This window comes from Streptomonospora sp. PA3 (genome assembly GCF_009728995.1).
Taxonomy (GTDB): domain Bacteria; phylum Actinomycetota; class Actinomycetes; order Streptosporangiales; family Streptosporangiaceae; genus Streptomonospora.
In genome coordinates, this window is the sequence record NZ_VTZW01000016.1 from 326574 (window position 1) to 347222 (window position 20649).

Genomic DNA, 20649 nt, shown 5'->3' on the forward strand with positions numbered 1-20649 from the left:
CCGCCGCCGGCGGGTGCGCGGCCGTGCCGCGCGGGCGGCTTACAGCGGCCGCCACTGCGCGCCGCAGACCACGCAGCGGAACTCGATCGGCTTTCCGCAGGTCTTGCAGTGCGGCCCCGGGCTGTACTCGCCGAGGTGGTCGGCGTGGCGATCGGCGAAGTAGCGCAGCTGCATGCAGGCGTTGCAGCGGATCTGCACGGTGGTGGGACTCCTGGGCCAGGGGGCCTCGGGTTCGATCGGATGCTCCGTCGACTCGGCGTCCATCTCGCCCCTTCGCGCTGTGTGGTGTGTGTCTCATCGCCGCCACCCTTGCGAAAGCGGGGGCGGCGGTCAAGGCGCGGGGGTGCGGGCGGCGAGCATGCGCTCGACCCGCTCGGCCGCCTGGGCCAGCCGGTCCGGCGGCACCCGCCCCTCGTCGACGGCGGCCAGGACCGCGTCGCGGGCGGCGCGGAACAGCGCCTCGTCGGCACCGCCCTCCGGCCGGGCCGGGGCGCCGATTCCGGCCGCGCCGGCCGGGTTGCCCAGGCACAGCAGGTCGGCCCCCGCGGCCAGGGCGGCCGCGGCGCCCCGAGCGACCCCCCGGGTCCGGTCGGCGGCGCCGGTGTAGGCGGCGAGGCCGCGCATGTCCAGCGCGTCGGTCACCGCCGCACCGGTGAACCTCAGCTCCGAGCGCAGCAGTTCATAGCAGCGGGCCGAGACGCTGGCCGGTGCCGTGTCCAGGGCGGGGACCGCGAGGTGCCCGGTCATCACCATGTCGGTGCCGGCCTGCACCGCCGCGGCGAAGGGCACCAGCTCGCGGCGGTGCAGGGTGGCGGTGTCGGCGCCGAGCACGGGCAGGTCCACGTGGGAGTCGGTGCGGGTGTCGCCGTGGCCGGGGAAGTGCTTGGCCGCGGAGGCCGTCCCCGCGGCGTGCAGGCCCTCGACGAAGGCCGCGGTGTGCGCGGCGACGACGGCGGGATCGGCTCCGAAGGAGCGGTCGCCGATCACCGGGTTGGCGGGGTCGGTGCCGATGTCGGCGACGGGGGCCAGGGCGGCCGTGATCCCGGCGGCCGCCAGCTCGCGCCCCATCGCCGCGGCGGTCTCGCGCGTGCGGTCGGCGCCGCCGCGCCCCAGCTCGCCGTGTCCCGGGAACGGGGATCCCCCGGCGGCGTGCAGCCGGGTGACGCGCCCGCCCTCCTCATCGGATGCCGTCAGCAGGTCGGGGCGCAGGGCGCGCAGCTCGGCGGAGAGCCGGGCGGGGTCATCGGCCAGGTTGTGCGCGAAGTAGGCGACGGCGCCCAGCCCCTCCTCGATCGCGCGGGCCAGCCACGCCGGTACCGAGGTGCCCGCGAAACCCGGCAGGAGCACGGTGTGGGCCATCCGGCGCAGGGCGGGGTCGGCGGCGGCGCCGCTCATTGCTTGACCGCTCCCTGGACGAGGCCGGAGACCAGGCCGCGCTGCACGAGCAGGAAGAACGCCATGACCGGGAGGGTGATCACGGTGGAGGCGGCCATGACCGAGCCCCAGTCGGTGGTGTACTGGCCGAAGAACTGCCGCAGCCCCACTGCCACCGTGTAGTTCTCCGACTGGTTCATGAAGGTCAGCGCCAGGATGAACTCGTTCCAGGCGGTGATGAAGGAGAACACCCCCGTGGCCACCAGGCCGGGCGCCACCAGGGGGAACAGCACCGACCAGAACATCCGGCCCCACGAGCAGCCGTCGATGTAGGCGGCCTCCTCCACCTCGGCGGGCACCGCCGCGGCGAATCCGCGCAGCATCCACACGGCGAAGGGCAGGGCCAGGGCGATGTAGACGACGGCCAGCCCGATCAGCGAGTTGAGCATATGCAGGTCGCGGACCTGCAAGAACAGCGGGATGACCAGCGCTTCCAGAGGCACCATCTGCACGATGAGCACCAGCACCAGCACGGTGGTGCGCAGCCGGAAGCGGAAGCGGGCCACCGCCACCGCCGCCAGGAGCGCCAGGACGCTGCTGGCGACCACCGTCAGCGCGGCGACGGCCAGGGAGTTGCCCAGGTAGCGCAGGAACCCCGCCTCGGCCAGCACGAAGCGGAAGTTCTCCAGCGTGACCGAGGCGGGCAGCAGCGCCTCGGTACCCGAGACCGAGCGCGCCGACAGTGCGGTGACGACCATGAAGTAGGCGGGGAACAGCGTGAACGCCAGCACCCCGGCCACCGCGAGCGGGCGGCCCAGGGCGCGGACGGCGGGCCGCCGCCGCGGTCGGGGGCTCACCGCAGCTCCTCGTCGCGGAAGAGGGTGCGCAGGTAGACGACGGTGATCGCCAGCAGCATCAGGGTGAGCAGCACGGCGATGGCCGAGCCCAGCCCGTAGTCCTGGTTGCTGAACGAGCGCACGTAGGACCACACGCCCAGGTTGAGTACGTCGCGGTTGCCGCCCGATCCGCCGGGCATCAGGTAGACCTGCGCGAACACCTTGAAGTCCCAGATGGTGGAGAGGATGGTGACCACGGCGAAGACCGGCCGGATGGTGGGCACGGTGACGTTGCAAAACCGCTGCCAGGCCCCGGCGCCGTCCAGCAGCGCGGCCTCGTGCAGCTCGCGCGGGATGGTGAGCAGCCCGGCCAGCACGGTCACCGCGACGAACGGGAACCCGTGGTGGATGACGTTGAGCGCGGCGATGGCGTAGAACGCCGTCCGCTCGGCGAACCAGTTGAACCCCTCGGGCCCCAGCAGCCCCGCCGACTGCAGCAGCCGGCGGACCAGCCCGTTGTCGACGTCGAAGATCCAGATCCACACGTAGGTGCCCGAGACCGCGGGCATGGCCCAGGCGACCATGATGCAGCCGAGCACCGCGGTGCGGGCGAGCCGGCCCAGGGGGTTCAGCAGCAGCGCCACCAGGGTGCCGAAGACGACTGTGCCGGCGACCGCGACGAGGGCGAAGACCGCGGTGTTGGGCAGCGCGACCGTCCACAGGTAGCGGTCGCCGAGCACGCGGGCGTAGTTGTCCAGCCCGACGAATTCGGTGCGCCCCGAGACGACGTTGTCCAGGCCGTAGTCCTGCACCGACAGCCACACCACCCGCCCCAGCGGGAACAGCAGCAGGGCGGCGATGACCGCCAGGGCGGGCGCGAGCAGCGTCCAGGGCAGCAGGCGGCGCCGGGTGTGCGCGCGCAGCCGGGGCAGGGCGCGGCGCCGCCCCGGGGCCGGGGTGTGCGTCCCTCTCGGCGCGGGCGCGCCGGCCCGGTCCTCGGCGGCGCCGGGCGCGCCGGCGGAGGTGGTCGAGAGGGAGTCGGCCACGGTTCAGGAGTCCTCGTTCAGGATCTTCTCGATCTCCCCGGCGGCGCGGCCGGTGGCCTCCTCCACGGTGGCCTCCTCGTTGAGGATGTCCTGGAGCATGGCCGCCAGGACCATGTCGCCCTGCACCTTGCCGAAGTTCTGCGTGGCGGGCAGGCCGCGCCCGGCCTCGCTCATCTGCTCGGCGAAGGGCTGCACGAGCGGGTCCTCGGATGAGGTGTAGGGCTCCAGCTGCTCCTTCTTGCCGGGGAAGTAGGTGGTGGCCTCCGACCAGCGGCGGGCGTTCTCGTCGTTGGTCAGCGTCTCGACGAAGGACCAGGCCAGGTCGGGGTTCTCGGCGGCGTTGAAGACCGCCAGGTGCGAGCCGCCGAGGAAGGAGGGGCTGTGGCCGCCGTCGGGTCCGGGGATGGGGAAGGCGCCGATCTTGCCCTCCAGGTCCGGGTTGGCCTCGATCATCGCGGCGGGCGTCCAGCTGCCGGCGATCATCATGGCGACGTCGCCGGAGGTGAAGTTGTCCTGCAGGTCGGTCTCCTTCCAGGTGGCGGCGCCGGTGCTGGAGAGGCCGTCCTCCAGGGCGAGGCCGGTGTAGAAGGAGAGCCCCTCGCGGGCCTCGGCCGAGTCGAGCCCCGAGGTCCACCGGCCGCCGGAGGAGGAGGCGATGTCGCCGCCGTTGCCCCAGACGAAGGGCAGCATCTGGTAGACCGAGCCGCCCGGCACCGGGAACGCGGTCATGTCCGGGCGCTCCCGGGAGACGGTGAGGGCGGTCTGGCGCAGCTCCTCCCAGGTGGTGGGCTCTTTCAGGCCGAGGTCGGCGAACACGTCGGTGCGGTAGACGACGGAGCGCACCCCGGCGTACCAGGGAACGCCGTAGAGCCCGCCGTCGAGGGTGGCGGCCTCGGTCAGGCCCGGGACGTAGGCGTCGGTGGAGCCGACGCGGTCGGAGACGTCCATCAGCGCGCCCGCGCCGGCGAACTCCAGGGTCCAGGTGGTGCCGACCTCGGCGACGTCGGGCATGGTGTCGCCGGCGATGGCGGTGACGAACTTGTCGTGGGCATCGGCCCAGGGCACGAACTCGACGTTGACGCCGGCGCCGGTCACCTTGCGGAACCGCTTGCCGATGTCGTCGAAGTAGGCGGTGGCGTCGGGGTGGGTGCCCTCCATGACCCACACGTCGATAGTCTCGCCCTCGCCGTGGCCCCGGCCGTCGGAGCCGGCGGCACCGCAGGCGGTGGCGAGGAGGGTCAGGGCGGCGGCCGCAGCTGCGGCGGCCTGCGGTCGTCGGGCGCGGGTGCGTGCCATCGGAGATCTCCCGTCCACTCGCGTCCCCCGGGGTGGTAAGGAACTTACGCAAAAACGCGGCCGGTGTGAAGTAATCGACGCAACCGGGACCGGCATCGCGTTTCCGCGCGCCCCGGCCGCCCCCGGGCGGACGACCGACACGCTACCGCTTCATCCGGCCACGGTGCGTGTGCACACGCGCGCCGGATTCGAACTCCACTCCTCCGCGCGTCAGAACGCGCACGGCAGGGACTTGATCCCGTTGACGAAGTTGGAGGCCAGCCGGTGCGGCGGCGCGGTGGCGCGGATGCCGGGCACGCGCTTGTGCAGTTCGCGGAACATCACCGTGACCTCGCGCCGGGCCAGGTGGGCGCCCAGGCAGAAGTGCGGCCCGGGGCCGCCGAAGCCCAGGTGCGGGTTGGGGCGGCGGGTGATGTCGAAGGTGTCGGGGTCGGTGAAGACGTCGGCGTCTCGGTTGGCCGAGGTGTAATAGAGCACCACCTTGTCGCCTTCGCGGAAGGCGTGCCCGTTCATCTCGTAGTCGCGGGTGAGGGTGCGCCGCATCCACACCACCGGCGAGGCGTAGCGGATGATCTCCTCGACCGCGCCGGGCGCGTGCGCCTCGAAGTCCGACCACCACAGCTCGCGCTGCTCGGGGTACTCGGTGAGCAGGCGCAGGCCGTGGCTGATGGCGTTGCGGGTGGTCTCGTTGCCGGCCACGGCGAGCAGGATGAAGAACGAGCCGAGTTCCTGGTCGGTCAGCGCCTCACCGTCGACGTTGGCGTTGACCAGCGCCGAGGTGAGGTCGGAGGTCGGTTCGGCGCGCCGCTGGGCGGCCAGCTCGGCCAGCAGCCGCGACAGGTTCTCCCCCGCCTCCAGCAGCCGGGCGACGGCGGTGTCGGCGTCGGTGCCGAGGTAGTCGGGGTCCTGGCCGGCGAGCACGACGTTGGAGTTCTCCAGCACCATCCGGTGGCGGTCCTCGGGGATGCCCATCATCTCGCAGATGACCACCAGCGGCAGGCGGGCGGCGACCTCGGTGACGAAGTCGCAGGGGCCGGTGGCGACGAGGTCGTCGACGATGCGGGCGGCGTGGCGCTCCACGTCCTCCTGCAGGCGGGCGAGCATGCGCGGGGTGAACCCGCGCGAGACGATGCGGCGCAGCCGGGCGTGCCGCGGATCGTCGAGGTTGATCATCGACCCGAAGTACTCGGAGAAGTCCGCCGGCATGTCGGGGATGGAGATGGCGCTGGGCTGGGAGGCGAAGACGCCGGGTTCGCGGCTGGCCTGAGCGACGTCGGCGTGGGTGACCAGCGCGTAGTAGCCGGGGCCCACCGGCACCGGGCCCATCTCCGGCTCGGCGAAGAACTGGGGAGGGTGGCGGCGCAGGCGGGCGAAGGCGGCGTGGCGCTCCTCCGGCGCCTGCTTCCAGAACTCGTTGTCCGACAGGTCGATGCCGGAGATGTCGGGGATCCGATCGGTGCCGGGGGGCGACTGGGCCATGGAGGGTGCAACTCCTTGCGGGTATGCCGGAAACGTCCCCCTCACCCTTTACACGACTGAACTCTGTGTCAAGTTTCCTTCGGGGGTCACCGAAGGCGTCGGGCCCCGAGGGGCACACGAGGGATGCCCGCGAAGACCGGCGACGCGGGCGCGCAGGTGCGCGGCCGCCCGTGCGGAGCCCGCCCCGGCAGCGGGTCGGCGGTGCGTATCCCTCACCGCCGACCTGCGCGTTCGGGTCACATCCGAATCCCTCTCTCCCGGCATGCCTGTGCCAGGTGCCCGGCCATGGCCTGCCGGTCCCACAGCTCGTTCGGACTCTCCGGCATCGCCGCGTCGTACAGCTCCAGGCGGGCCGCGCAGGACCTCTCCCGCCAGAATCCGAGCGCCTTTGCCACCTCCGCCGCCGTGATCCCCAAGGCGTCGCGGACCTGCGCGGAGGGTTCCCCGACACCCCACCCGGGGTCCGGCACGCCCGGCAGGCCGGCCAGCAGCAGGGCGGCGGCCGCATAGTCGAGACCGGCGTCTCGGGCGAGCCGCGTCGCGGCCTCCCGGTCGAAGGGCACCGGTTCGCGCCGCTCCAGGTTGTGGGCCAGCAAGCGCAACCGGTCGGCCGAGCCCCACCCCCGCGGCACCGGACGCGCGTCCACGAAACCGACCGGACGCGGCACGTCGCCGCGCTGCAGGAACGCCTTGGTCGTGTGGTTGTCCTCGTCGTGCGAGCGCGCCCAGTCGCCGAAGTGCACGGGGATGTCCAGGGGCAGCAGCGCGCCCTCGCCGGTGGACACCGCCTGCGGCGACTCCTCGTCCAGCAGGCCCCGCTGCAGCGCGGGGTCGTTGAGCGGGGATGAGGCCCAGAACCTGAGCAGCGCGGCCAGGGCCGCGCGCTGGGCATCGGGGGTGAGGGCGCCGGCCGCGCGGACGGCCAGGCCGCCGATGCGGCCCGCGAGCTCGGTCCAGTCGTAGTCGCTCGCGTGGTTGCCCCAGTGCGCCGCCGCGGTCTCGGCGTCGACCGAGCCGCCGAAGAACCCTGCGGCCAGCTCGATCTGGCGCACCAGCCCGCCGTCGCCTTCGGGGTAGTGGCTGACCAGCCCGGACAGTGCCGCCTCCAGGTCCGCCTCGGCGACCTCCAGGCGCTTGTGCGGCACACCGCCGAGCACGCGGATGAGCCTGTCGCGGTCGCGGAGGCGCGCGGCGGCCTCCGTGACCACGCCGACGACGCCCTCCACAAGCCGCGGGTGCGTGATCTCGGGCAGCAGCTTCGCGACGGCTGTGCGCAGCGCGGCCGCCGACCGCGGGGCCGCCACGGCCAGCAGCGATCGCACCGTGTCTTCGGAGATCCGCCGCAGCGCGCGCGAGCCGGGCAGGTCGCGCGGTGTGAGGAAATGCCAGAAAGCCTTGGGCGGCATGCGCGGGGTGCCCGCGGCCATCGCGGACGGCTCGTTGACGATCCACTCCCGGTCCATCATGTAGACGGTCCAGTGTTTGTCGCCGGTATCGGGGTCGCGGGCGGTGACGAAGTAGTCGCCTTCCAGCAGGAGCCGCCCCTGCGCCGCGGGAACGTCCAGGAGTCCCCAGGCCTCGCCTTCTTCGCCGGGCGGGACGGTGCCGTGCACGCCGTCGATCCGGTGGTAGCGGACCTTCCCGGTCCGCCGGTCGCGGGCGGCCCGGAAACCGAGGTGGGCGCCGTCGCTCCCCAGCGGGGAGGATTCCGTACCCGGTACGGCCGGGGCCAGCGACGAGGACTCGATCAGCCAGTGCTCGTCACCGCCCAGCAGGGACGGGTCCAGGAACCACGGGAGTTCGGCCCCGCCGGGCTCCCCTGCCTTCGGGTCGTAGCGGCGCACCCTCCCGTCGTCGGTGCGGACCCAGAAGGCCGCGCCGTCGTGGAACATGTGGCCGTCGCCGCTCAACCGCCATTCGCCCGCCGCCAGCGGCCGGCCGCCCGTGAACCGCCGCTCCTGCGGGTCCAGGAAGGTGTAGCCGGTGGTCGATCCCCGCGCGATCGCGTGGCGTTCCCGCCAGCCGTCGCCGTCCTTTGTGGTCTTTTCGCCGGGGTCGCCCGACCAGTATTGGGTCAGGGTCCCGTTGACCTCGTGGCCGACCTGGAACTCCCCTGCCGAATAGAACGCCCAGACGCCGTAGTTGAATCGGTCGGCTCCCTTGGGCACATGCAGCCGGTGCTCCAGGATGCGGTCCGAGTGCCCGATCGCGACGGCCTTGGCGCGGTCGTGGACGGTCAGGACGGGCCAGCTCGCCCGGCACCAGTTGTCGTCGCCCAACTCGGGGGCCACCTCGTCGAGGGCGTTCCAGCCCAGCTCGTCGAAGATGCCCGCCCGCAGCGTCCGGGTCAGCGGCGCCACCAGGTCGATGCCGGCCAGCCGGGGGACCAGGTCGGGCACGTGCTCGACCGCCCGGCGGCTCAGTGTCGTGTGGAGCCAGTGGAGGCAGTTCAGCGCCGATTTCAGGCTGAATTCTCCGGCTCCGCGAAGCCAGGCGTCGGTCAGGTACCGCAGAGAGGGCTGCAGCGGCTCGACCGTCCACTCCTGGTTCCACCGGCCATTGATGTCCTCCATGATCGAGGCGGTCAGTCGGTCGGCGAACCGGTCGTCGGCTGTCAGCGCGTCCAGGTCGACGCGGCCGTGCTGGCGCCAGTGCCCCATCAGCAGGTGCGGATCCGGATCCGCGACCGGGATGCCCGCGGCCAGGCACGCGCCGACGACCGCGGCGTCGATACGGTGCCAGCGACCGGTCCCGGAGCCCAACCGCAGCGGGCCCTCGTCAGTGCGGATCCGCGGGGCCAAGCGCGGCACGAGGTCCAACAGGTACTGCGGCGCTTCGGGCGGGCGGCGGTCGCCCCCACTGTAGCGGCGCAGCATCGCGACCAGCCACGCGCCGGTGCGCTCGCCGAGTTCGTCGACGGCGCCCGTCTCGTCGAGCAAGGAGGTCAACCAGCCGTCCATGTCCGATACGGGCAGCTCGACCAGTTGCCACACGAGGCGGCGGCGCGCCGCGGCCGAACGGGAGAGGGCGGCGAGCAGCTCCTTGCGCTGCGAGGTCCAGAAGCCGTCGGCGGCGCGCCACAGGGCCGGCGCCTCCAGCAGCTCCTCCAGCACCGACGCCTGCTCGTCCGCCACGTCCAGGCCCGCGGCCTTGGCGAGCTTGGCCAGCTGCTTGAGCATGTCCTTCCAGGGCGGCAGACCGCCCAGCGTGCGGCGCACCGCCAGCTCGCGCAGCTCGCGGTAGGCGGCGACGGGGTCGGGCTCTTTGCCAAGCTCAGCCACGTAGTTCTTGATGTCCTTCGCCGACAGCGCCCCGGCCAGCGCGAACTCCAGGAACACCGCACGGCGCCGCACAGGGTCGGTGCCGGCGGCGTGTTTCTCGGCCGCCCGCGCCCGCCCGAACATCAGGGAGCCCTGCTTGGTGCGTCCCGCGGCGATGAACGCGCGCCCGGCCTGCTCCCAGAACGCGGGCAGGTGGTTGTCGGGAAGCGTATCGGCGACCTCTTGGCAGATGTCGAGCGCGGGCCCCGGTTTGGGCGCGGCCAGGCGTGCGGCGCGCTCCATTTCGGGTGCCGCGGCCAACGCGGCCTTCGTGTTGGCCGGGTCGTTGACCAGTGCCCACTCCGGGTAGCCGGGCTCCGTGCGGTACCGGGCCGCCACCGGGTCGCCGGCATCGGGGGCGGAGAACCCGTCCACGGCCATGATCCGGTCGTCGGCGGGCGCGGCGGCCTGCCCGCTCAGCCGGACCACGGGCCGGGATCCCAGCAGCGGGTGGTGGTAGCGGCGCGCGGTGACCGCTTCGCCGCCCGGGGTTGCGGCGGGCGCCAGTCCCGCGCTCAGCGCCGTCTCGTCACTGGCCATCGTTCGTACCTCCTGCGCTGATCAGCTCGGCCATGCGGACACCCTCGGACCAGGCGACCGGGCCGACTTCGCCCAGCGGGAGAGGGCGCTGGGCGTCGTCCACCCACAGCAGCCGCCCGGTCCATGCGGGCAGTCCGGGATCGTCGGCGCCCAGCCAGTAGCGGGCCTCGACGGGGGTGCCGTCCCCGGTCACCCGCAGCGCGGCGTAGCCGCCGCGCATGACGAAGCCGTGCCGCGCGGCGCGGGCCGTGGCGTGGCGCAACTCCCGAAACTCGGTGCCCGCGTAGTCGTCGATGCCCGTGGCTCCGGGATCAGGGTCGGCATCGATGGCGGGGTCGGGGACGCCGGAGCCGGAGGCGGGGTACGCCGGCCGGCGGTAGGTATCGCGGGCGAGCTGCGCAACGCCCTGCTCGGTGCCGCGGTTCGCCAGTGCCTCGCGCCATTGCGCGGCGTCAGGCAGCAGAACCGGGTGCGGAATCGCCACCGGCCCCCTGGGCGGGGTGCGGGCGGCGCCGTCCAGGCCGGTCAGGGTGGTCTGCCCGGTTTCGCTTACCTCGGTCAGCAGCCCGGTGTGGCCGTCGACGTCGACCACCAGGTTCTCCAGCAGGCACCGCCACGCAGGGTCGGCCCAGACGCGCCCGAGCAGGGCGGCCGGCACCGGTATCCCGCCCATCAGCCACGACTCCACCGTCGAACGGCACTCCTCCTCGTGCCGCAGCAGCCGCTCGCGCAGCGCGGCCAGCTTCTCGCCCACTTTGGTGTCCCCCACGCCCCGGGGGACGGACGGGACGACCTTGCCGGACTTTCGGAAACGGCATCTCAGCGTGGTGCCGTCCAGGGCCAGTTCGTAATCGTTCGTGGCAGGGGTCCACGTAAGGGGGGTAGACATGCGCGGCAGTGTGCCAGCGCCGGATGACAAACGGTGAGCCCCCGCCGTGACCGGCGAAGGCTCGTGGGAGCCGATGCCCATAGGAACGTCCCCTCAGGAACCAGGTGCACGGACAGCCGCCCGGATTCGCACATTTCTACCAGTTGCCCGGCCTGTTCTTTTCGGACGCCCGAGGGAAAAGCAGTCAATGCCGTATAGGGAATACCGCTGAGACGCGGGGGTTGTTGTGCTGCCGCAGTTCTATGTAGCGCCTACACCGAAGCCGGACAAGGCGGTCGACCGTGTCCTGGTCGGTTATCGGCTGCGCACCGCTGATAACGATCGCCGAATAGGACGGCGACTGCAGCAGACCGGGTACGAGCACACGAGACACATACTCGATCGAGGTCGCCTCCTGCTCCAACCGCACGGTGTCACGCATCCACGGCGGGAGCTGTGACCCGGACGTCTCCCTCTCCCACTCGCGCAGAAGCCGCCTTACGCGAACGCCCACCTGCCCCTGGCCCGATCCGGGGCCGCCGCAGCGGTCGGCGGCCCCGGCTCCGGCGCGTTCGGGCTCGGGCCGGCACGGAGGGCGGCGGCATGATCCTCGCCCGGTACAGCTCCGCCGGCGCCAAGACGTCGATCAGCCTCTACGACGCGCTCACCGTCGAACGGGACCCCGGCGGCGACTGCCGCGAGGAGTTCACCGTGCGGCGCCTCCACGCCCGCTCGGGCGACTCGGGGCAGCCGCCCCGGTTCGCGGCCGACTACACGACGGTCCGCGCATGGCTGGTCCTGGAAGGCGTTCCCGAAAAGTGGGCCGACCGCGCGCTGCGCAGCCTGCGCTCCGGCCACCTTCCCTTCGAGGAGGAATGGTGATCCGTCCTCGTCCCTCGCAGGGGGTTCCGTGGCGGTGGCGTCCGGATCGGGTCCGCCCCTACGCTCGGCAGCTCCTCCCCGCCGCCCCGGACCGGTCCGAAACCCCCGAATCCGCGCACACGCCCCCGTGCCACCGGCCTTGTCCCTGGTGTGCGGATCGGCGCCGGACATGACAGCGGCGACGGGGCGGGGCGGCGGGCGCGGCCCGGGCTACTCCGAGGTGCCCGTGGCGATGCGCAGTGTCGAGATCAGCTCGGCCGGCTTGTAGACGGCCTGGCCGATGGCCGCCGAGAACGCGGCGAGCATGTGCAGGTAGATGGCGGGGTCGCCGTTGGTGAAGCGCTCGGCCGCCTCCTCCTCGCCCAGCGAGTAGGCCTCCCACGCCGTGATGACGGCGAACTCGACCTCGGGAGCGAGCATGTCGGCGACCGTGGAGGCGACGGCCTCGCGGGAATCGGCCGGCTTCCAGACCACCCCGGTCTCCTGCACCCGCCGGGAGAGGAAGGAGCCGAACACCTTCAGCTCGGAGACGGCGGCTTCGGAGTCCGCGCCGATCTCGGCCACGGTCCGGTCCAGCAGGTCGCTGTCCTTGCGGACATAGGCGTCGATCAGCGTGATGGCGAGCTGCTTCGTGCGGTCCGTATCGTCTGTGCCAGGCATACTTCCATGATGCCCGCAGCAGCGCCGTTGATGGGTCCGACCCGGGCCCGCGCGCCGGGCGCGGCGGCCGGACCCCGCCCGGCGGCGGCACAGGTGCCGCAGGCGCGGGAGGGAGCCCGGCCGCGGCCGGTCACTCGAAGCGCGGGCGCAGCGGCATGTGCGAGTCGGTGCCGTCGAGCTTGACGCCCAGGATCTGGTGCAGCTGGACCACGTCGCGCTCGAAGCCGAGGATGCAGCCGTTCATGTACAGCCGCCAGACCCGGGCCGTGCCCTCCCCCGCCTCGCGGACCGCCGCCTCCCAGTTGCGGTCCAGGTTGCGGGCCCAGTGCCGCAGGGTCAGCGCGTAGTGCTCGCGCAGGTTCTCCTGATGGCGGATCTCGAAGCCGGCGTTGTTCATCCGCATCTGGATCTCGGCGGGCCCCTCCAGCTCGCCGTCGGGGAACACGTACCGGTTGATCACGCCGCCCGGCTTCATCGCCGGCAGGTCGTTGCGCGGGCGGGTGATGCAGTGGTTCAGCAGCCGCCCGCCCGGCTTGAGCTTCGCGTACAGGCCCGCGAAGTAGCTCGGCAGGTTCTTCTTGCCGATGTGCTCGGTCAGGCCGATGGAGCTGATCCGGTCGTAGATGCCGTCGGGCACGTCGCGGTAGTCCATGTGCCGGACCTCGGCCAGGTCCGACAGCCCTTCCTGGGCGATGCGCTTGCTCGCCCACTCGGCCTGCTCCTTGGACAGCGTCACACCCAGCGCCTTGACCCCGTACTCGCGGGCCGCGTGCATGACCATGCCGCCCCAGCCGCAGCCGACGTCGAGCAGCCGCATGCCCTCCTCAAGCCCCAGCTTGCGGGCCACCAGCTCGTGCTTGTCGCGCTGGGCCTGCTCCAGCGAGTTGTCCTCGCCGGTGAAAAGGGCGCACGTGTAGGTCATCGACGGACCCAGCACCAACTCGTAGAAGGCGTTGGAGACGTCGTAGTGGTGGTGGATCACCTCGGCGTCGCGGTCCTTGGCGTGCCGGGTGCCCAGCCACGACAGGCGGCCGCGGCGCACCTCCTGGGGCGGCGGTGCCAGCCGGTTGACGAACTTGACCCAGCCGATGCTGCGCACCATCCGCGCGAGCTCCACCGGGGACAGCCGCAGCCCGTCGCCCAGCGCAAGGTCCGACATCCGCTTCAGGGCGGTGTACATGTCGCCCTCGACGTCGATGTGGCCCGCCACGTAGGCGCGCGTCAGCCCCATCGCGCCCGGCGACTGGGCCAGGTAGTTCAGCGCCGCCGGAGTGCGCACGACCAGTGCCGTGTCGCTGTCGGGGTCCCCGGCCGTACTGCCGTCGTAGGCGCGGAAGTGAACGGGTGCGTCCGTACCGACGACACGCTCGAAGATCTCCGCCAACCGCATGCTTGTTCCCTTCTCGCCCGCGCCCGCCCACATCCCGCGGTGGGCCGGCGTCTCACCTGTTGCCGACGCACTTGTCGTAGAGGTCGAGGAGCCGGCCGCCGGGGTCGTAGGCGTGCTTGAGGCTCCGGTAGCCCTCGCCGTTGTACAACCGCCAGAACTCGTCCTCGGAGTAGAAGGCGTCGGAGTAGAGCGACTTGTGCCCGCCCAGCCGGGAGACCTCCTCCTCGACGGCCCGGTTGTGGTGGGCGCGCCGCTGCCCGGGACGCATGGGGACCATGCCCCAGAACCCGAAGTTGACATAGAGCCGCTCCCGCTCCAGCGGGTACAGCGGCCACACGTGGGAGCGCCCCGCGGCCGGCGGCGCGGTCTCGCGCAGGCGCAGAGGGCACATCCAGATCGGCGACATGCCGATCTCGGCGTGGAAGAAGTCGAGGAACTCGGCGCCGCGCTCGACGCCCACCTCGATGTCCTGGATCACCGGCTCCTGCTGCGGGCGGCCGCGGTAGCGGTTCAGCAGCCGGCTGAAGTCGGTCCGCCGGTCCAGGGCCACCAGCCGGCGGTAGACGTCGGAGCGCTTCAGCGGGCGCGGCCACAGCCGGCGCACCATCGGGTTGCCCAGCCCGAAGGCGCCGGAGCACCAGAACCAGTCGGTGTCCCACCGCCACAGGTAGTCGTGGACGGTGAGGTAGTCGCCGGGTCCGGGGCCCGCGTAGCGCGGGATGGACCGGTAGTAGATGTCGGTGCCGGTGTAGTCGCTGGTCCAGGGGGCGTGGTCGACGAAGGAGGCCAGGGTGAGGTACAGCTCGCCGGGGCCGAAGGCGACGCCGTCGACGAAGTCGACCCGCTCCCCCTTGTACTCGGCGTCGCCGCAGATCCGCTCGAAGGCCTCCATCGCCTCCTTGGCGTCGCCGAAGGGCAGGTGGCGCAGGTGCACATAGGGCTTGACCGGCTCCAGCTCGATGCGCAGCCGCAGGCTGTAGCCCAGCGTGCCGTAGGAGTTGGGGAACCCGTAGAACAGCTCGCTGTGCTCGTTGTCGCGGCGGGCCGCCACGACGTCCCCCGATCCGGTGAGGATCTCGATCTCCTCGACCGACTCGTGCGGCAGGCCGTTGCGGAACGACGACGACTCGATGCCCAGGCCGGTGACCGCGCCGCCGATGGTGATGGTGCGCAGCTGCGGCACGACCAGCGGCATCAGGCCGTGCGGCAGGGTGGCGGCCACCAGGTCCTCGTAGGTGGTCATGCCGCCGACCTCGGCGACCCGCTCGACGGGGTCGACCGCCAGCACCGAGGTGAACGCCGACACGTCCAGGCGGGGGGCGTCGGAGGAGTCGCGGAACCGGAACAGGTTCGAGGTGGGCTTGGCCAACCGGACCGGGGCGCCGGCGGGCAGCCGCGCGTAGTCGCGCTGGAGCCGCTGCACCGCCTCGACGTGGTCGGCGAAATCCCGCTGCGAAGACTGACGAATCGCTCTCACCCGTTTCCCAACCCGCTCGGCGCCGTGCGCCGCTGCCGTCGTGCGTGCCGCGCCGCTGCGGCGCGGCCAGCCCTGGAACACCATATTCCCCGGTACCGACGCCGATCGCCTTCGGGCGGTGTGACCAGCGCGACCCCGCCGTCGTGGCGTTCGCCAGCGCGTACCCGACGGCGCCCGGCCGACCCCCCGAACCGCCCGGGGCGACGCCGCTCCCTGGCTTCTTCCCCGCGAGGGCCGCCCCGATACCTGGCTGGGCGCCGGCGGCCGGAGGCGGCCCCGGGCGCGGCACCGCGCGGCGCGGGCACCGGGCGCGGCGTAAGATCGGCGAACGTGCGCATCGCCTTCGTCGACTCCGGGATCGGGATGCTCTCGACCGCGGCCGCCGTTCGCGCGGCGCGGCCCGACGCCGATCTCGTGCTCTCCATGGACCCCGACCACATGCCGTGGGGCCGGCGCGCCCCCGAGGAGATCGTGGGCCGGGTGCTGGCCGGCGCCCGCGCCGCGCTGGACGCCGAGCCCGCGCCCGGCGCCGGGCGCGGCGCCCCCGACGCGATCGTGGTGCCCTGCAACACGGCCTCGGTGCACGGCCTGACGACCCTGCGGGCGGCGTTCGAACCGGAGATCCCCGTCATCGGCACCGTCCCGCCGATCAAGCCCGCCGCCGCGCGCGGGGGGCCGGTGGCCGTGTGGGCGACCGTGGCGACCACGCGCAGCCGCTACCAGCAGGGGCTCATCGAGGAGTTCGGCCAGGGGGTGGAGGTCACCCCGGTGCCCTGCGCCGGGCTGGCCGAGGCGGTGGAGTCGGCCGAGCCCGCGGCGATCGACGCCGCGATCGCCCATGCCGCCGGGCTCACCCCGCCCCGGACGAGGGCGGTGGTGCTGGGCTGCACCCACTACGACCTGGTCGAGGAGCAGATCTCGGCCGCGCTGGGCGGCCGCGCGGAGCTGTTCACCGCCGCGGGCGCCGTCGCCGCCCAGACGCTGCGCCGACTCGGCGTCCCCGCGGCGCCCGACCTCCCGCTGACCGGCGCCGCAGCCGTCCTGGCCGGCGGACGCCCGGCGGAGCTTCCCCCGGCGGCCCTGGCCTATGCCCCCGGACGGGCCCTGGCCCGCGTGCCGCAGCCCTGAATCCGGCCGGGGGCCGCACGGAGCCCTGCGCCGGCCGCGTGAGCAGGCCCGCCCGGTCGCCGCTTTCGGCCTCCTGGGTACCTGCGGCACGGGCGGCCCGCCTCTGCGCGCACCCCCTCAGCCGGCGGGGGCCGTCGCGGCGATTCCGGGGGACTCCGCATCCGCGGTCCCGTGCCGGGGCGCGGGGTCGTCGTCGGGGGTCAGGGCGGCGTCGGTGAGGTGGCGCACGAGGGCCCGCAGGCCGGCGGTGTCCTTGTCGGCGAGCAGGGTCTCCAGGAGGGACAGGGCGGCCTTCTGGTCGCCGGGCGCCGACCTGACGCGGGGCCAGTGCCGTTCGGCGGCGGCGTCGGTCAGCCCCAGGGTGCGGCCCACCTGGCCCAGCGCGTTCAGCAGCGCCGCGTCGCCGGGGCGCTCCTCCAGCGCCGCCAGGACCAGGTCGGCCTGGTACTCCGGGTCGACCTCGTCGGGGGACTGCCGACGCAGCAGCGGCAGCACCTCCGATGCGGCCACGGGCAGTCCGCGGGGGGCGCGGCGGGCGGCCTCGGCGCGGATCTCGGCGAGGTCGCCGGCCTCCTCGGCGCCGCGCCGCACCCGCTCCAGGGCCCGCTCGGCGCGCCGCAGCGCGCAGTCGGCCGTCCAGCGGGCTCCCCGGGCGGCGGCCAGCCGGGCGGCGATCAGGCTCACGCGCAGGCACAGCCGGTGGGAACCCACGCGTTCGAAGTAGCGCGACCACGTGGTCAGCGCCGTGCCCAGGCGCCAGTCGTTGTCCAGCGCCCCGACCGCCACCAGGTGCTCGGCCGCCTCGGCCCAGGCGGGCCGCATCCGCGGGTGGGCGTCGGCCTCGCGCAGCTGCGGCAGTGCGGCCCGGGCCTCCTGGGGGGACCGCCGGCCGGCGCGGGCCAGCCACGCCAGCATGCGGGCGCGCTCGGTGTCCGTGTGCCGGCGCGCCGCCGCCCGGGCCGCCCCGCCGGGCCAGGCGGCGGTCATCCCGGCCTCCACGCGCTCCAGAGCCGACAGCGCCTCGTCGTAGCGGTCCAGGTGGCGCAGCGCGCGCACGTAGCCGAAGGCGTAGCCCAGGCTCACCCCGGCCCCGCCCGCGCGCGCAGCGGCGGCGCGCGTGTCGAGTTCGCGGATCGCCTCGTCGGGGCGCTCGTCGTCGATGAGCATGTCGGCCTGGGCCAGCACCAGCGCCTCCCAGGCGGGCTCGCCCGGCAGGGTGTGGCGCAGACTCTCGGCCAGCAGGGTGGCGCGGTCGACGACGTGGCCGGGGCCGTCGATGTTGGTGTAGCAGGTGAGCACGGGTTCGGCGGCGCAGACCGCGGGGCCGCACCCGGACCCCGGCTCGGGCGTGCCGCCTCCGGCGAGGTGGCAGGCGCGCAGCCGCGCCAGGGCCGCGGGCAGCACCGACTCCCCTTCGGCCTGGTCGCCCGCGCGCGCGGCCACCGGCCAATGCCCCGCGAACGCGGCGGCCCACTCGGGCGCGGACCCGCTGCGGGCCGTGCGCTCGACCGCCGGCGCCGCCTCGGCGGCGGCGTCGGCCTGGCCGTCGGCGGCCATCTGCGCCAGCCGCACCAAGCCCTCGGCCAGCTCCGCCTGCCCGTCCACCCGCAGCTCCCGCGCGGTCTTGCCCAGCCATCTCCACAGCGCCATCGGTGCAGACTCCCCCTGGTTCCTCCGTGCCGGTCCGGATCCCCGGCGGCGCCCGCGACCGGTCCGCGCCGCCCGCGGTGCGACCGAAAGTAGCAGTGTGGTCACTGCGAGGTGGCGGAAACGCGGGAATCGGCCCAGGTATTCGCCGGATAGACTCGGTGGCACGGGCCGGGGGGCGATGTTGCACGATGGCCGCGACCGCGCGGCGGCAGTGACGGGAGCACAACACGACCATGGGATGGCGAGACCGGTTCGGGCTCCGCCGGGCCAATCGGCGGGGAAAGGCCCGTTTCGACCGCGCGGCCGAGGACTCCGACATCCGGGCGCTGATCGACTTCCACAACAGCAGGCCCGGCGTGGAGTTCTACGTCGAGCCCGAGACGTTCGCCACCGGCACCACAGCGGTGGCCGTGGCCGGCGACGGCGAGTGGACCCGCCGGCGTGTGGGCTCCCCCGACGTCATCCGCAAGGTCGCCCGCAACCTCAAGGCGCCCGTCTACGATGTGCAGATCGTCGGGTACCCGCAGCGCATGCGCGACTGGACGGAGCGCAACAAGCGCGGCCTGTCGATGGACGACTAGCCGGCCGGGCACCCGGCCCGTACCGCCCCGGCCCCGGGGCGCCGGCGGCCCCGTGCCCGCACCGCGACGTTCCGAGTCCCGCGCTTCGGAGCAGGAAGGCGACCCGCGCCCATGACCGCCCCGGCACCACCGAACAAGAACGGCCTGCCGCCGTGGCTGCCGCGGGCGCTGATGCTGATCGCCTGGACGGTCATCGCCTTCGCGGTCGCGGGCTGGCTGTTCCTGCAGCTGCGCGGCCTGCTGGTGCTGCTGCTGGTCTCGCTGTTCCTCGCGCTGGCGCTGGAGCCGGCCGTGAACTGGCTGCACAAGCACCGCTGGCCGCGCGGCCCCGCCACCGGCGCGGTGATGCTGGGTGTGGCCACGCTGGTGGCGGCGTTCTTCTCGGTGCTGGGGTCGATGCTGGTCGGCCAGGTCCTGGAGTTCATCGACCAGGTGCCCGCGATGAGCCGCGGGCTGCTGAACTGGGTCAACGTCACCTTCAACACCCGCTTCTCGCCCAACACGCTGCTCAGCGAGATCACCGACGCGACGGGGCTGGTGGACCAGTACGCCTCCAGCCTCGCCGAGAACGCCTGGGGCGCGGGCACGACACTGCTGTCGCTGCTGTTCAACGGGCTGACGATCGCGCTGTTCACCTTCTACTTGACCGCCGACGGCCCCCGGTTCCGCCGCACCATCTGCTCGGTGCTGCCGCCGCGCACCCAGCGCGAGGTGCTGCGCGCATGGGAGATCGCCATCAGCAAGACCGGCGGCTACATCTACTCCCGCGCGCTGCTGGCGCTGATCGCGACGGTGGCCCACTACCTGGCCCTGGTCGTTCTGGACGTCCATTACGCGTTCGCGCTGGCGCTGTGGGTGGGCGTGCTCTCCCAGTTCATCCCCACGGTGGGCACCTACATCGGCGGGGCGGTGCCGGTGCTGGTCGCGCTGATGCAGGGCACCTGGCCCGCGCTGTGGATGCTCGTCTTCGTCGTCGTCTACCAGCAGTTCGAGAACTACCTGCTGCAGCCGCGCATCACCGCGCGGACCCTGGACATGCACCCGGCCGTGGCTTTCGGCGCGGTCCTGGCCGGGGCGGCGATCCTGGGGGCGCCCGGCGCGCTGCTCGCGCTGCCGGCGGGGGCCAGCCTGCAGGCGTTCCTGAGCATCTACATCCGCCGCTACCGAGTGGCCGAGCATCCCCTGCTGGGGCCGGCCGGACCGGGCGAGGCGACCGCCGAGGAGAGCGAGGAGTTCGACGACGGGTTCGCGGTGCCGTCCGAGGACGAGGGCGCCGGCTCCTCCGCGCCGGAGCGCCGGCGCAACGGGGCCGGCGGGGCCCGGCTGCTCACGCGCTGGCTGGGCGCCGGCCCCTTCGGCCGCGGATCCGCCGCGCCGGTGCCCGGCCGGGGCCGCGGCGGCAGCGGCGGGGAGGAAGGCCCGGATCCGCGCTGATCCGCGCCGGTTCCGCGCGCACCCGCGGGGCGGTCGGTGCACCGGGTTTTGGTCGCTGATGACGACACCTTGCCGGAACTCCTTGAGCCCGCGGGTTCCCTTATCAGGGTTTCCCATCGCATACTCGCCCTGGGAGGGGGTCTGAAGGATGAAGCAGGATCTCACCGCCTTGTGCTGCGAATGCGGCACGAGCCGGATGGTCAGCGCCTACCGGGCGATCGGCGAGGCGCAGTCGGCCTACGGGGTCGCCCGCTGCGTCGTCTGGCGGCTGTGCCGCGCCTGCGGGCACCGCACGTACCACGCCTACCTGCGTGACGACGACGACCGGGACGAACTGGAGGACGCCCTCAAACTCGACGACGCGCTCGCCAACGAGGCTCTGGACGAGGAGGTCGAGCAGCTGCGGCTGTGCGGGATCGACATCGGCCACGCCCCGGTGCCCGCGATCTGGGACGGCCAGCCGGTGGGCATGGTCACCCAGCGGCTCTCCGACCTCTCGTATGCGATCGTGCTCGACCCCAGCTCCTCGGTCGTGGCCAGGCTCAAGCTCATCGACCTGATGTGGAACGAGCTCTCGATCGGCGACAACGACGACCGGTGGTACATCCAGCCCGCCGACGACGACACGCCGGGCTACGCCGTCCGGCTGTTCGGCTACCGCGTGCGGCGCTGAGCCCGCCGCCGTGCG

At 73.2% G+C, this 20649-nt stretch carries 18 protein-coding genes; 5 read left to right on the forward strand and 13 right to left on the reverse strand.

The window, feature by feature from the left end:
* Nucleotides 1-39: 39 nt before the first annotated feature.
* From FZ103_RS17920 to FZ103_RS26225, 9 genes are all read right to left on the reverse strand, one after another.
* Nucleotides 40-264: a hypothetical protein gene (locus tag FZ103_RS17920; RefSeq protein WP_156002678.1), complete on the reverse strand. Its 225-nt coding sequence runs from the start codon at nt 262-264 to the stop codon at nt 40-42.
* A 66-nt stretch (nt 265-330) separates the two neighbouring features.
* Nucleotides 331-1395 (reverse strand): glycoside hydrolase family 3 N-terminal domain-containing protein, encoded by a 1065-nt coding sequence (locus FZ103_RS17925; protein ID WP_156002681.1) that lies wholly within the window; start codon nt 1393-1395, stop codon nt 331-333.
* Nucleotides 1392-2132, reverse strand: a complete 741-nt coding sequence (locus tag FZ103_RS17930) for a carbohydrate ABC transporter permease (RefSeq protein WP_156002971.1) — start codon at nt 2130-2132, stop codon at nt 1392-1394. The genes FZ103_RS17925 and FZ103_RS17930 overlap by 4 nt, the downstream gene beginning before the upstream one ends.
* 95 nt (nt 2133-2227) lie before the next feature.
* On the reverse strand, nt 2228-3142 hold the full coding sequence (locus FZ103_RS17935) for a carbohydrate ABC transporter permease (RefSeq protein ID WP_255430128.1): 915 nt from the start codon (nt 3140-3142) through the stop codon (nt 2228-2230).
* 117 nt (nt 3143-3259) lie between these two features.
* The gene (locus tag FZ103_RS17940; protein ID WP_156002684.1) at nt 3260-4552 is read right to left on the reverse strand and encodes a sugar ABC transporter substrate-binding protein; all 1293 of its coding nucleotides are present in this window, start codon (nt 4550-4552) and stop codon (nt 3260-3262) included.
* 210 nt (nt 4553-4762) lie between these two features.
* On the reverse strand, nt 4763-6031 hold the full coding sequence (locus tag FZ103_RS17945) for a cytochrome P450 (RefSeq protein ID WP_156002687.1): 1269 nt from the start codon (nt 6029-6031) through the stop codon (nt 4763-4765).
* Between the two features lie 236 nt (nt 6032-6267).
* Nucleotides 6268-9891, reverse strand: coding sequence for a hypothetical protein (locus FZ103_RS17950; RefSeq protein ID WP_156002690.1), 3624 nt, complete (start codon nt 9889-9891; stop codon nt 6268-6270).
* Complete coding sequence (locus FZ103_RS17955; protein ID WP_156002693.1) at nt 9881-10780, reverse strand: DUF4132 domain-containing protein; 900 nt, start codon at nt 10778-10780, stop codon at nt 9881-9883. The genes FZ103_RS17950 and FZ103_RS17955 overlap by 11 nt, the downstream gene beginning before the upstream one ends.
* A gap of 184 nt (nt 10781-10964) precedes the next feature.
* Complete coding sequence (locus tag FZ103_RS26225; RefSeq protein WP_394350116.1) at nt 10965-11201, reverse strand: Scr1 family TA system antitoxin-like transcriptional regulator; 237 nt, start codon at nt 11199-11201, stop codon at nt 10965-10967.
* 161 nt (nt 11202-11362) lie between these two features.
* On the opposite strand from FZ103_RS26225, the gene FZ103_RS17960 reads away from it, so the two are divergent.
* The gene (locus FZ103_RS17960) at nt 11363-11641 is read left to right on the forward strand and encodes a hypothetical protein (RefSeq protein WP_156002696.1); all 279 of its coding nucleotides are present in this window, start codon (nt 11363-11365) and stop codon (nt 11639-11641) included.
* A gap of 210 nt (nt 11642-11851) precedes the next feature.
* On the opposite strand, the gene FZ103_RS17965 is transcribed toward FZ103_RS17960, so the two are convergent.
* The 3 genes from FZ103_RS17965 to FZ103_RS17975 form a co-directional block, all read right to left on the reverse strand.
* On the reverse strand, nt 11852-12301 hold the full coding sequence (locus FZ103_RS17965; protein WP_156002699.1) for a hypothetical protein: 450 nt from the start codon (nt 12299-12301) through the stop codon (nt 11852-11854).
* Nucleotides 12302-12431: 130 nt separating this feature from the next.
* Nucleotides 12432-13691 (reverse strand): cyclopropane-fatty-acyl-phospholipid synthase family protein, encoded by a 1260-nt coding sequence (locus tag FZ103_RS17970; RefSeq protein ID WP_156002701.1) that lies wholly within the window; start codon nt 13689-13691, stop codon nt 12432-12434.
* 52 nt (nt 13692-13743) lie between these two features.
* Entirely contained in the window at nt 13744-15168 is a 1425-nt protein-coding gene (locus FZ103_RS17975; RefSeq protein WP_343233584.1) for an FAD-binding oxidoreductase, read from the reverse strand.
* Between the two features lie 330 nt (nt 15169-15498).
* On the opposite strand from FZ103_RS17975, the gene FZ103_RS17980 reads away from it, so the two are divergent.
* Entirely contained in the window at nt 15499-16296 is a 798-nt protein-coding gene (locus FZ103_RS17980; protein WP_343233585.1) for an aspartate/glutamate racemase family protein, read from the forward strand.
* Between the two features lie 117 nt (nt 16297-16413).
* On the opposite strand, the gene FZ103_RS17985 is transcribed toward FZ103_RS17980, so the two are convergent.
* The gene (locus tag FZ103_RS17985) at nt 16414-17946 is read right to left on the reverse strand and encodes a hypothetical protein (RefSeq protein WP_186356473.1); all 1533 of its coding nucleotides are present in this window, start codon (nt 17944-17946) and stop codon (nt 16414-16416) included.
* Nucleotides 17947-18179: 233 nt separating this feature from the next.
* Here FZ103_RS17985 and FZ103_RS17990 point away from each other — a divergent pair, with 233 nt between their 5' ends.
* From FZ103_RS17990 to FZ103_RS18000, 3 genes are all read left to right on the forward strand, one after another.
* Nucleotides 18180-18527: a hypothetical protein gene (locus FZ103_RS17990; RefSeq protein ID WP_156002707.1), complete on the forward strand. Its 348-nt coding sequence runs from the start codon at nt 18180-18182 to the stop codon at nt 18525-18527.
* Between the two features lie 111 nt (nt 18528-18638).
* The gene (locus tag FZ103_RS17995) at nt 18639-19961 is read left to right on the forward strand and encodes an AI-2E family transporter (RefSeq protein WP_255430094.1); all 1323 of its coding nucleotides are present in this window, start codon (nt 18639-18641) and stop codon (nt 19959-19961) included.
* Between the two features lie 148 nt (nt 19962-20109).
* Nucleotides 20110-20634, forward strand: a complete 525-nt coding sequence (locus FZ103_RS18000) for a DUF6315 family protein (protein ID WP_156002710.1) — start codon at nt 20110-20112, stop codon at nt 20632-20634.
* Nucleotides 20635-20649 lie beyond the last annotated feature (15 nt).